Raw genomic sequence first — 12,607 nt, forward strand, 5'->3', positions numbered from 1 at the left:
ATTTATAACACGTCCGCAAAATGAGGTCTTAGTCTTCTGAACAAAAATCGCCCGATATAAAAGACAACCCCAGTTGAAACCCAAAAGAAAAGAGTACTTAATGGTCTTTCCCAAAACCAAACCTTATAAACTAATGCATCACGATAACCTTGAACAATATAAAAAGCAGGGTTCAATTTAAAAAATTGAAGTAATGTAGGAGAAAGAATTTCGTAATTCCATACAACCGGTGTTAACCAAAACCCGAATTGCAAAACGATCGCAACAACTTGTCCAAAATCTTTAGAGAAAGGTACTAAGGAAGCAGTTAAATATGATATTCCCAAAGAAAAAACAAATATACAGAGCGAATAATAAATAATTTGAACACTATGCAAAGTTATAGGAATAGCTGTCGAGAAACATACGGCAAATAACATAACAACAAAAAACAAATGTACAAATAAAGCAACCACCAGCTTTACCATTGGCAATATATTGATATTAAACATTACCTTTTTAACCAAGTAGTTATAATCCACGATACTCATCGTTGCACCTAATATACCTTCTGAAAAGAAGAACCAAGGAATAATTCCACAAATAAACCAGATTAGATAAGGAACATTTTCTACAGGAGTTGCTCTAAAGCCAACTTCAAATACAAACCAAAATATAAGGATCGTGATTAAAGGTTGGATAAAGGCCCATAACGCCCCTAAGTATGAGCCAGCATATCTATTTTTAAAATCATTTTTTGCCAAACTTAAAATAGTACTTTTATACTGAAAGATTTCTTTTAAAAAATTCATTGGCCCTCCAGAGTATCATTCATGTGACTCAATCCAATTAAATAGCGTCCATAATTTGTTTTTAATAAGGGTTCGGCCAGTTCAATTAATTTTTCTTTACTTATCCATCCATTTCTAAATGCAATTTCTTCAATGCAAGCAATGAAAGTACCTTGTCTTTTTTGGACAGCAGCTACAAAATTCGATGCATCTAGCATTGAATCATGCGTTCCTGTATCCAACCATGCCATCCCTCTACCCAACAACTTTACATTCAGGCTCCCTGCTTCCATATATACCCTGTTCAAATCCGTAATTTCCAATTCACCTCTTGCTGAAAATTCCAACTTTTTTGCTTTTTCTACGACTGTATTATCATAGAAATATAAACCCGGTATCGCATAATGAGATTTAGGAACTTTCGGCTTCTCTTCTAAAGATACTACTTTACCATTAGTATCGAATTCAACGACTCCATATGCAGATGGATCCTGTACATAATACCCAAAGATACAAGCACCGTTCTCTAAATTACCGGCTTCCTTTAAGCAGCCCGAGAATCCTTGACCCCAAAAAATATTATCTCCTAAAACCATTGCTACTTTATCGTCACCTATAAAGTCCTCTCCGATTATAAAAGCTTCAGCTAGTCCATTTGGTGACTCTTGTACTGCGTAGTCAAAGTTCATCCCTAAGTCTTTCCCGCTTCCTAGAAGCTCTTCAAAATGCGGCAAATCACGAGGGGTGGAAATAATTAATACATCTCGAATGCCCGCCAACATTAATACTGAAAGTGGATAATAAATCATTGGCTTATCGTAAACTGGTGTCATCTGCTTTGATGTTGCTTTAGTGATTGGATAAAGTCTGGTTCCGGAACCACCTGCTAGAATTATGCCCTTCATAATATCCCCACCCTTTTTATTTTTTCACCCTATTAGTTCTGAATCATGGAAAGTACAAATATCTAAAATTATTATAAATACAGATAGACAATGTAAAATAATTTTATTAACATACAGCATAGTAATATCGTGTTACAATACTACAGTTGCGTTAGATATCAAATAGTATGATAAAATAATAAACAACACCAAAAAGTAAAGGAGCGTAAAAATTGTCGACTTATGGATATACTGGCTCCAAAGCCAAAAAAAACAGCGAAGGCTCCAAAACGCCTTGGCTACTGCTTGGAGTCATCATCTTATTCTTACTTTGGTCTACCTTTAAAGTTGCATTATTTAACGGACAAATGGCAGAATTCGATCAACCAATATATGTAGCTGCATTATTCTCCGCCATTATAGCAATGATAGCCATCGCTGTTGGTTGGAAGCAATTTAAATGGTCTAGCCGCAAAGACATATTGTCTCTCTTCGTATTCTTATTACCTGCCAGCTTTGCGTTATCTTTGATAACAGCAGCATCAAATTATCTAGCAATCAACATGCTAGTTATCATGCTTATGTATAGCATATTTTTTGTCGCTTCTTCCATTATAGCGCAAGATGGTGTCGTAAATCGAACATTAAATCTAGCTATCATTATCATTTCTTATATCGTCGTCTTTTTTGGATTGTTTCATTGGTTAGGAAATGGATCTGGTGTAACGGCAATTATAAAGTGGCTGGGGGTTTCGACAACGTCATCGGGAGCATACTTGAATGCAGTTATGAGTGACTCTAATGGCGAGCGACTTACATCTGTCTTCCAATATGCAAATACATACGCTGGTTTTCTTATGGCATTTCTATTGGGAGCATTATTCTTCATTAGTAAGTCTCAAAAATGGTGGGGGAAATCCGTTCATGCATTTATGATTGTACCTATTATGTTATCCATCTTTTTAACTTTATCTCGTGGTGGATTACTTCTCCTCCCCGTTGCGTTTATAGTTGTACTAGTTTTTTTAAAGCCATATCGTCAATTGATGTGGTTTATACATTTAGTTATCAGCGGAGTAATTACGGTTCTTGTTTTGAATCCAGTTACTGAGATTGGTCTACGGGTTCAGAAAGAATTTTCCGTATCTGATTCTTTGAGAGGCTGGGCCTATATCATAGTTGGTTCTTTGCTCTCTGCAGCAATTTCTTATGTACTTGAACGCTGGATTTCGCCGTGGTTAGAACGAAGAACAACTGCAATTTCTAATAAACGATGGGGAAGTTTCCTAATTCCTGTCGGCGGAGCAGTTTTGGCAGGTTTGCTGTTGTTTATTCTTGTTGGAACGAATGTGAAAAACATGCTTCCTGAGAACATTGCAACACGGTTGGAAACTATTAATTTTCAACAACATAGTGTGCTTGAACGGATTACTTTTTATAAGGACTCACTGAAACTCGTAGCGGATTACCCGTTAATTGGTGCAGGCGGAGGCGCTTGGGCCGCGCTTTATTCGAAATATGAAAACAATCCCTATGATATTCAGCAAGCACATAGTTTTTATATGCAATACTTAGTTGAAACCGGGATCATCGGTATGCTTATTCTTTTAGCTTTTCTAATCTATATTTATTGGCACTATATCCGATCATATGTAAAAGCCAATGATCAAGAACGCGACAGTTATTTTTTGTACTTCATTCTATCAACGAGTATTCTTATTCACAGTGCAATGGACTTTAACATGAGTTATGTGTACATTGGTATACTTGTTTTCATATCTCTTGGGGGGATGACTGCATCCATTAAGTCAAAACCAATCGAGAAACGTACGCAAAAAACATACCAAATTGCATTGACAAGTATTCTAGGAGTAATTGGTATTGGTCTTTTCATTACTTCCATGCTCTTTGTACAGGCATCAAGCTCGTTTGCAAGCGCGAAAGAAACTGTCCTTACAACTCAAGACTTTACCAAAACGATGGTTCAGTTAAGAAAGGCTAAGAGCATACGCTCCACTCATCCGGAATACGCAGCTTTTGAGGCGAATCTATACATGTCAGTATATCAACAACAAAAAGATGAGCAGTTCTACGTAGAAGCAGAAAAAGTATTGAAAAATGCACTGAAGGATAACCCTCATAATAAGTCACTGCTCTTGCAGCTAATCAAGCTATATAACACAAAGGGGCTAGACGAACAAGTCTATACCGTATATTCTCAAAACGCATCCAACTTCCCTTGGGACATGAAATGGTACGGTGAATATATGGATAAGGCTTTACGTGAGGGCTATAAAGCTATATCAACAGCACCAGACAAAAAAGATGGGTATTTGAACGAGGTCATCGCCGCGTTTGAGCATGTTAAGGCAGGCGTGGAGCACTTGAAGACATTGCCGAAAGGACAGCTTCAAGGTAATCCATTTTACGTTACTTCTAGTATGGCTATGAATGCTGGGCGCGCATATTTAATGAAGGGTGATCCCGCTAAGGCAGCTGAAGCGATGAAGCCATACTTACAAGAGGACTTAACTAACTCGAACGACCCTGCGAACAGCCCTGAGAACAACCGTGAGCTCGCACGATGGTACGTAGCTGCAACGATCCAACAGGGGCAAGTAGATCAAAATTGGTATGACAAACTTGTTGCACTAGGGTCAGACCAAAAAGAGCAGATTGACCAAATCGCAGGAATGAGATTTAAAGCTGAGTAGGGTAATAATGCATCTTAAAAAAACGGCCCCATAAAAAGGGCCGTTTTTTTGCATGTGTCAATTATTCCTTTTCATACTCAACTATCATACGCTTCATATATTCCAACAAATCTCCCCGCAGCTCTGGACGCTGCAGTGCGTAATGCAGAGTCGTCTCAATAAAGCCGAGTTTCTCACCAACGTCATGCCGCTGACCATCAAAATGATAAGCCAATACACTCTGTTCCGTGCTTAGCTGCGCAATCGCATCAGTAAGCTGTATCTCTCCATTAACTCCAGCTTCTTGCTGTTCTAGCAATTCAAATATACGCGGTGTAAGTATATAACGCCCCATAATGGCCCAGTTAGATGGTGCTGACTCTCTGTCCGGCTTCTCTACAAGCTGTTCTGCACGAATGATCCGTTCTTCTATAGCTGAGCCCGCTACGAGTCCATAACGGGATACCTGCTCCCAAGGAACTGGCTGTACACCAACAACCGAGGACTCATAACGATCATATACGTCAATCATTTGTTTCAAGCAAGGTACCTCTGCTTGTACGATATCGTCACCGAGTAGAACAGCAAACGGCTCATTTCCGATAAATTTTCGAGCACACCAAATCGCGTGTCCTAATCCCCGAGGCTCTCTTTGCCGGATATAATGAATGTTTGCCATCTCTGAAGATTTCCGTACTTCTTCTAACAGCGCTAATTTGTCCTTCTCCAACAGATTATGTTCAAGTTCAAAATAATTATCGAAATGATCCTCGATTGCCCGCTTCCCCTTACCTGTAACTATGATGATATCCTCAATACCTGAATCAACAGCTTCCTCAACAATATACTGAATCGTTGGTTTGTCTACTATAGGAAGTATTTCTTTTGGCATGGCTTTTGTTGCAGGCAGAAATCGAGTACCTAGGCCTGCAGCTGGTATAATCGCTTTTCTAATCTTCATTTCTGACCCTCCAGTGATTATCGAATACCGAATCATATAATTACCATACTAGTATACATGACATCCTCATAAAACTATAGGGACAAAAAGAAGTAGTATGATTTACTCGATACTGACAACAAAAGATATATTAGTAAGCTTACAAAAGACATATGATTGGTAATCAAAATAAGCTAGCAGACATCATTAAGTCAGCTTGGAATTGACATTTGCCACCCCAATAGCTACGAATGTCAAGAAGTGATATAGTGATAAAAGCAGGGCCCACAGCCCTGCTTTTATCATTTATATGCTATATAATTCGTTCCCTACTTCACTAACTGCCCACGTGTTACGCCGAGTTGGTTCGTTGCCTTCAGCTTGCGCCATACTTCTGTGCCGCTGATTTCGCCACGAATCGCACGGCCGTACAGGTCGATAACCTCCTGCACTTGCTCTGGCGTTTCCTCCAAGAACTCGACACGGTATGTGCCAACGCCTAGCTCCAGGAAGTTGACCAAATACTCCGCGCCCGACTGCTCAATCGCGTTGTATACGGTATTGCGGCAGCCTTCGTCTACACGGACTGGGTGAGACATGCCGATACGGTCACGCAGCGATACACGATGTTCTTCGCACGGACGACCGCAGTTCGTGTAGTCCGTTCCTTCGCTCAGGAACGTGCAGTACACGCAGTGCTCAGTATGGAACATCGGCAAATGCTGATGAATGACGATTTCCAGCATCGACGTATCTGCATGACGCAGCATATCGACCATTTGCTGAATGTTCAAGTCATACGACGGCGTAATGCGATCCAATCCCGCTTCCTTGAACAGCTGCACCGTCTTATGGTTCGCTACGTTCAAGGAGAAATCGCCGATTAGCTGCGGGAATGGTTCTTCCTGCGGTTTACCTGGGCAGATAGCCAGCTTCGGATCATTCTCCGCCTGCTCCATGATCTCCTCGCTTGGATGCGCAGAGGCCGCCATCTTACTTGCCCACTCCGCCTTCTCCAATTGATAGTAATTCAATGCTCCCGTATTGCGGACAAGAACAGCATCCGGCTTCAGGTTCAATATGTTGCGATGGTACCCGTTCTCGTTCGGCATATGGATGCGCGGCGTGACCAGCGCAATCGGTTTGCCTGCAGCGCGGCATGCCTCAATGGCAGCCGGGAATTGCTTAATGAATTCGAAGTCAGCATAGATCAATGCCACATCCGTCTTCACGGCAGCCTGCACCTGCTCCAAGTTGCGGCACAGCGCTGTCAATTGCGCACCGCCGAATGGCACTGGTGTTTGCTCTTTAACGGCATCCCCCATAGCCTCGATATCGTGCTTCACGTATACCGGTGGCTTCGGACGCTCGCCAGCAAGCTCTTCCACAGCACGACGACGAATCGCATTTAATTCGCGCATCGGAACAATGACGTCGCCTTCTAGCGCCGCTTCCAAGGCCTCAAGCTGATACACCGTGCCGCCAAGACGACCGAACTGCTCGCGAAGAAGCGCTTCGTCCATTGGACGTTTTTGTGCAACATCAAGCGGCAATTCCGAATCTACTTGGACAACCGTTTCTTTTTGTACATCCGTCCACCAAGTACGCAATGGTTCGCCAGCACGGCCTTCTACGCGCACATGCACAGGGAAGACACGGTATGGCTTGTCCGTCTCAAACGTAGCACGCATGCGCTTATCGAGCGCCTGGTCGCTCGTCTTCCAGATGCGATCCCCAACATGAACACGGCGCAGATCCACGTCATTGCGTCCTGGCACAATGTCCACGATCCAGCCTTCCTCCGCTTCGCCTTCCAGTTTCACGCCTTGACGGCGCAAATCGTAGATGCGCCCGCCCTCTTCCTTCTTCGTCGGATCACCGGCATCGAAGCCAATGCCGTCGCCGCGCTTCAAAGGCGCTTCCAGCTTACATACGACACCGTCGCGCAGTACCTGCTGTACGGTACCCACGTATACACCGCGGCTTTTCGGGAACGTTCCGTCCACAAGCTGCTTGTTGTTCGTTCCCTTCAAGAAGCCGTGCGTGAAGCCGCGAGAAAAGCTTTGCTGAAGCTCACGGACTTCTTCCTTCGATGGGCCAGCCCAATTGCCATCGAAGTAGTCATCAATCGCTTTGCGATACTTGCTCACCACATTCGCTACATATTCTGGCTGCTTCATGCGGCCTTCGATTTTAAAAGACGTGACACCCGCTTCAATCAACTCTGGCACAATATCAATGGCCGCCAAATCCTTCGGCGACAGCAAATACGTCACATCGCCCATCGGCTGATGCTCGCCGTCAACCATCATGTCATACGGCAAACGACAAGCCTGTGCGCATTCACCGCGGTTCGCCGAGCGGCCGCCCCACATTTCAGACGTCAAGCATTGTCCAGAGTAGGAGACACACAGTGCGCCATGCACGAATACTTCCATCGGTACGTTGGCCTTCTCGCCAATCTTCTGAATTTGCTTCAAGTTGTTTTCACGGCCAAGCACGACCCGCTCCATCCCATACGGCTTCGTAAACTCAGCCGCTTCTGGCGACGTAATCGTCATTTGTGTAGATCCGTGGATCGGGAAGTCCGGCGAAATTTCACGAATCATTTTCACCAAGCCCAAGTCTTGCACGATAACTGCGTCCACGCCTGCATCGATACATGTCTCGATGAGCTCCTTCGCATCCTCAAGCTCATTTTCGAACACCAATATATTAAATGTCAAAAATCCTTTAACCCCATAACTATGCAAAAACGCCATAATGTCCGGCAAATCATCCATACGAAAATTGTTCGCACGCGCACGCGCATTGAATTTCTCTACTCCGAAAAAGATCGCGTCCGCGCCATTTGCCACTGCAGCACGCATGCAATCCCAATCGCCAGCCGGCGCCAGCAGCTCGATATCTCCACGCTGTATCCCTTGCTTCATTGTTGACATGCTCATCCTCCAAGCTAATTTATCCATTGCCGCATGATGCGGTCATCTCTATCTACTTATTTAAATATGCTTCAATTAGTATAGCGATCTTTACGCTGAAACTCCAGTATAGGCTAGAACTTCCTTTATCACTCTTTATTACTCTTTATCACTGTACAGATCTCTGCATGAGCTTGCTCGTTGCAGGTTGTGCACGGATATTTCCACATGCAAAAAAAGAAAAGAACAGCATCCCGCCAGAACGGCTAGGATGCTGCCTGTATCACGATTTCTTATTCGTCACTTGATCCGTAAATTGAAAAGATTTCATCGTACGCTTCAAAGAGTCAAGCAGTTCCGGTGTTGAAGAGGAATTATCAACGGAATACAAAAGCGAGAATACCTTGCCATCACGGGCAATCAACAGCATGTTCTGCGTAAAGCTCGTTTGACTTGGTTCATTCATCCCTTTCATTTCTACCACCAAAGCCTTATGTCCCTGAACGGTTGTCTTCTCTTGCTTTACAATTTCAAACTTTGCAGTTCCCTCTTCTTTGTAATAATCTTCCCATATGGCAAACGCCTCTTCTACCGTCCGCACAGGATCCACATGAATCGAGAAACCGCTGTTCGGCAGCGTGTATAAGGCAATCACACCTGAATCCTGTTCACTGTCATAATACTCGTCTGCCCAACCATAGAATCCGGTTGTCCACCAATCCGGCACTTGCAGCGTAAACCCGTAATTCTCAGCTTTGCGAGGCGAGGAAGCAGCCCAATCCTTGTACCAATCGTCGCCTTTCGGAAAGTCTTCTGGTTCGTTGAGATCTTTCTTCACGCTTCCGTCCACCTTCATTGAAGAAAGAATACGTTTGCCAAGTGCGATACCTTCCTGGTTATCCGGGCAATGATAAATCATCAAATACTGCACACCTTCATCGATAACGAGCTGCTGTATCGTCACCTTCCAGTTTTTCTCGTCAATCCGACTCTTGACCAAGATCGATTTTGCCGCTTTGCCATCCGCCAGCTTCACGTCCTGTGCAGGCTCAATTTGCAAATGCTCAGGCTTGGTTGTCTTTTTGAGCAAGGTGACATGATTGTTGACCATTTGATCGAGTGTAGTGCCTTGTGCAGCGGAAGCGATATTATAATTGATATATTTCTCCCAATCTTTCGCCCCATACGATTGAGTAAACGTATCAGATGCTTCCCATTCTACTGGGATCTCCATGGTCAGTCCCTTGCCCCATAACTTCGTATTGCGGTAGCCATCCTTCACCGAGCTAATATTGGACGTACCTGCAACTGCCGAATAGTCTGGACGGAACGTATTCAATAGCGGCACATATTGCTGCATTTGCTTCGTCTGCTGAGCAGTATCATCCCAAATACGCACCACATAACGCTTACCGTTCGTACTGAGCACGCGGGCAATATACATTTCATCTTCATTAGCCATGACAGCCTGTGCATATGCAATACCATCAACCTTGCCTGTACGTGATTCTGATATTTCAGACTCAGCACCGGACATACCATACGTCTCTTCCGTTTGGAGGTATTCCATTAATTGCTGTTCTGTTGGTTTTCCCTTAAATATATCTGCCCAATGCTCCAGTGCTTTCGAATTCCAATCCAGTACATCGATCGTCATATAGACTTGCCGCGTCGGATTGGCAAAAATGATGTTGGATTCATCAGGAATCAAACTCTCATATCTCCAACCTTTAGGCAATACCATATTCCATTGATAGTAAGAATCGCCGACACGCTCAGCCTTCGCACTTACATCTATAGCCGCACCTGCGAGAGTACCTGCTTCCTTCCAGCGTAGAACAATCGTGTTATCCTTATCCACCGAATATGAGGCTCCAAAAGCCTGTGCAAGCGGCTTGAGCGGGACCATCGCTGTACCGCCAGTCATTTCAGGAGCCACCGCCAGTGTGACCAGCTTGTCATTGAGCATTGCTTGCTTCTTACCGATTCGCATACGAATAGATGCAGCATCGCTGTCCAAAATCACAACGTCGTTTTTCTCCCATTTCATATCCGCATCGAATACTTTCGTAAAAATGCTGAGCGGAACCATCGTTACTCCTTGGCGAACATATGGCTTAATAATTGTCAGCTTCTCGCCATTCCACATTGCAGTTGTACTGCCCGCTTTCAATCGAAGCAATTCTTCTTGATGAACCGCGGCGCTTGCTGCCGCGATCGAGGTAGGGGATGCACTCCAGCCTATTGTCCCCGCTACTACTGCAGCCATCGTCATAATCGCGATATTCTTCCGCCAAAAATGGCTAGAGAATGGAAATCGAGTCGTCTCTCCCATATGAGGCACTCTCCCTTTGCATCTTCAACTCTATACATTTGAATTAGGAACAATCATTCATTACTCCATGTTCTTATCAACTTCAGATTCCTTTTTAACTGCCGGCTTCGTTGCCTCACTCAAGGCAACAACCTTTGTGACAAGATTGCCTTTTGCTTGCATTGTCAGCTTAACCTGTTGTCCGGGCAAATACACCTTCAAAACCTCATTCACATCAACCAAAGTCTTCACAGGTTTGCCGTTAATGGCATACAGCACATCGCCCTCTGCAATGCCTGCCTTTTTCGCTTGTGGGCTCACGACATTCGTCACCCTGATCGGATCATCGGTGGGCAAGCCTACATACGCAGCCCAGCTCTCTTCCAGCTCAACGCCGATCGATGCCCGCTTCATCTTGCTATATTTGAAAAAGTGCTGCACTACCATCGTTACTGTATCTGCCGGAATTGTGAATCCCATGTTCTCAATCCCTACAGCTGCGAACTTCATCGAATTGATTCCTATTACTTCGCCACGCATATTCACGAGCGGCCCCCCACTATTGCCTGGGTTAATCGCCGCATCCGTCTGAATGAGCTTGTAACTGGAATCGACAGCTCGGTCGATACCGCTAATAATGCCTGAAGTCGCTGAATTGCGCAGCATAAAGGAGACCGGTGTTCCAAGCGCTACAACCGCTTCCCCCACCTTGAGCGTCGAGTTCGGACGCACAAAAACGGCCGGCTTCATGTTCTGAGCAGCAATTTTGATCAAGGCGATATCGCTCTCCTCATCTGCGAACCACTTGGACACGGCATAGGATTTCCCTTCCGGCGTTACAACTACCGGCTTCTTCAGCGCCAAAATCACATGAGCATTGGTAACGATCCATCCATCCTTGCGAATCACGACACCTGTGCCATGAGACAACCAATTGTCTGAATTATCTTCTGCATCCACTTGCCTGCCAATGATAGAAACGACAGATGGACTTACTTTTTCTACAATTGCAGGTATATCATTCGACTTAAATCGATATGTATTGGACTTGTTATCATAAGTACCTTTGCCGCCCGCAATCTGCTCTAGCGCCTCTGCCTCCACATATACCTTGTCCTTCACCTTTACGGCCCGAAAAGACGCCTCTGCCCCTGCTGAAGCTGGTACAACGGACGCTCCAAACAGCACGAATGCCGCAAAAAGGAGGAGCCTTCTTTTCATTGTGTTTCGAATAAACTCCATAAATGCTGTACTTCGTGTGTGACTTCTCTTTCCTCGCTCAACCATTCGGTTGTTCCTCCTCTTGTCCCCACATCCATCGGGACATCCCAATCTACCTTCTCATTCTCCACCAACTACAGAACTTATGCAAGAAAAAAAGACTCCTTGATGATATCCACCAAGGAGTCCGCTTGTACAAGACATGTATGTATCGCCTTATGTGTTATGTGAAGATCAATTGTAAGAAAGCTGGATGGCGATTACCAACCCTGCACCATTATCCAATCCGCATATAAAAATACAAGCAAGCTCACAACGGCGAAGCCGAGCGCAAATAGGTTGCGAGGACGCTGCTTGATTTGGCGAAGAACTGCCCAGATCAAGATTAAAGTAAACGCAATCATAAATAGATCAAAATGCTGATAGGTACTTTCGCTCTGTTGTGCTGCTTCGGCCAAAAACATGGTGTGACCTCCCTCTACACGTGCATTATACTCATATGCATCTATGTTATATTTACCCAGCAAAAGATGCAAGGCAAATTTTTCATATTTAACAAGATTGTCACCAATATTTCATGTTTTATCCCTCGTCTCCGAAATTGAGCATGATAGATGTCATTGAGTAAGAGAATGATGGACATGCCCTCATCCAATTTTGATTTCGATCATAACCTACAATCATGATCGATATTCAACTTCATATTCGTTGGAATATCTCACCATGTTCACCGGGTGTCATTCATAAGAGATATTGAATGCATTTATTAGAAATTGTAATAGCTCTTTGTCTTATACACGCATTGTCGCCTTACTGGAAATATGTTACGATATCCTCACCAATAATTCTTACTATTTATATCGG

At 44.1% G+C, this 12,607-nt stretch carries 8 protein-coding genes; 1 reads left to right on the forward strand and 7 read right to left on the reverse strand.

What is annotated here, in order from left to right:
- Positions 1 to 2 precede the first annotated feature (2 nt).
- The gene (locus tag ACQ5BJ_RS16970; protein WP_430111653.1) at positions 3 to 791 is read right to left on the reverse strand and encodes an ABC transporter permease; all 789 of its coding nucleotides are present in this window, start codon (positions 789 to 791) and stop codon (positions 3 to 5) included.
- Complete coding sequence (gene rfbA, locus ACQ5BJ_RS16975) at positions 788 to 1,675, reverse strand: glucose-1-phosphate thymidylyltransferase RfbA (RefSeq protein ID WP_430111655.1); 888 nt, start codon at positions 1,673 to 1,675, stop codon at positions 788 to 790. The genes ACQ5BJ_RS16970 and rfbA overlap by 4 nt, the downstream gene beginning before the upstream one ends.
- Before the next feature lie 212 nt (positions 1,676 to 1,887).
- Here rfbA and ACQ5BJ_RS16980 point away from each other — a divergent pair, with 212 nt between their 5' ends.
- A complete protein-coding gene (locus ACQ5BJ_RS16980) occupies positions 1,888 to 4,368 on the forward strand; it encodes an O-antigen ligase family protein (RefSeq protein WP_430111657.1) in 2,481 nt (826 codons plus the stop codon).
- Positions 4,369 to 4,429: 61 nt separating this feature from the next.
- Here the strand turns inward: ACQ5BJ_RS16980 and galU are convergent, their stop codons facing one another.
- The 5 genes from galU to ACQ5BJ_RS17005 all read right to left on the reverse strand — a co-directional run bounded on the left by galU (position 4,430) and on the right by ACQ5BJ_RS17005 (position 12,207).
- Complete coding sequence (galU, locus tag ACQ5BJ_RS16985) at positions 4,430 to 5,308, reverse strand: UTP--glucose-1-phosphate uridylyltransferase GalU (protein WP_430111659.1); 879 nt, start codon at positions 5,306 to 5,308, stop codon at positions 4,430 to 4,432.
- 308 nt (positions 5,309 to 5,616) lie between these two features.
- On the reverse strand, positions 5,617 to 8,229 hold the full coding sequence (locus ACQ5BJ_RS16990; RefSeq protein ID WP_430111661.1) for a DUF3656 domain-containing U32 family peptidase: 2,613 nt from the start codon (positions 8,227 to 8,229) through the stop codon (positions 5,617 to 5,619).
- Positions 8,230 to 8,491: 262 nt separating this feature from the next.
- On the reverse strand, positions 8,492 to 10,543 hold the full coding sequence (locus tag ACQ5BJ_RS16995; protein ID WP_005544652.1) for a copper amine oxidase N-terminal domain-containing protein: 2,052 nt from the start codon (positions 10,541 to 10,543) through the stop codon (positions 8,492 to 8,494).
- A 60-nt stretch (positions 10,544 to 10,603) separates the two neighbouring features.
- Complete coding sequence (locus ACQ5BJ_RS17000) at positions 10,604 to 11,809, reverse strand: S1C family serine protease (RefSeq protein ID WP_262866477.1); 1,206 nt, start codon at positions 11,807 to 11,809, stop codon at positions 10,604 to 10,606.
- A 194-nt stretch (positions 11,810 to 12,003) separates the two neighbouring features.
- On the reverse strand, positions 12,004 to 12,207 hold the full coding sequence (locus ACQ5BJ_RS17005; RefSeq protein ID WP_005544655.1) for a DUF2759 family protein: 204 nt from the start codon (positions 12,205 to 12,207) through the stop codon (positions 12,004 to 12,006).
- Positions 12,208 to 12,607 lie beyond the last annotated feature (400 nt).

Origin of the sequence: Paenibacillus sp. B1-35, from assembly GCF_050474385.1 — a bacterium.
Lineage (GTDB): Bacteria > Bacillota > Bacilli > Paenibacillales > Paenibacillaceae > Paenibacillus_B > Paenibacillus_B alvei.

What these genes read in the sequence shown, in the direction of transcription:
- ACQ5BJ_RS17005 (WP_005544655.1), bottom strand. Translation starts at nt 12,207, where the DNA reads ATGTTTTTGGCCGAAGCAGCACAACAGAGCGAAAGTACCTATCAGCAT.
- rfbA (WP_430111655.1), bottom strand. Translation starts at nt 1,675, where the DNA reads ATGAAGGGCATAATTCTAGCAGGTGGTTCCGGAACCAGACTTTATCCA.
- ACQ5BJ_RS17000 (WP_262866477.1), bottom strand. Translation starts at nt 11,809, where the DNA reads ATGGTTGAGCGAGGAAAGAGAAGTCACACACGAAGTACAGCATTTATG.
- ACQ5BJ_RS16995 (WP_005544652.1), bottom strand. Translation starts at nt 10,543, where the DNA reads ATGGGAGAGACGACTCGATTTCCATTCTCTAGCCATTTTTGGCGGAAG.
- galU (WP_430111659.1), bottom strand. Translation starts at nt 5,308, where the DNA reads ATGAAGATTAGAAAAGCGATTATACCAGCTGCAGGCCTAGGTACTCGA.
- ACQ5BJ_RS16970 (WP_430111653.1), bottom strand. Translation starts at nt 791, where the DNA reads ATGAATTTTTTAAAAGAAATCTTTCAGTATAAAAGTACTATTTTAAGT.
- ACQ5BJ_RS16990 (WP_430111661.1), bottom strand. Translation starts at nt 8,229, where the DNA reads ATGTCAACAATGAAGCAAGGGATACAGCGTGGAGATATCGAGCTGCTG.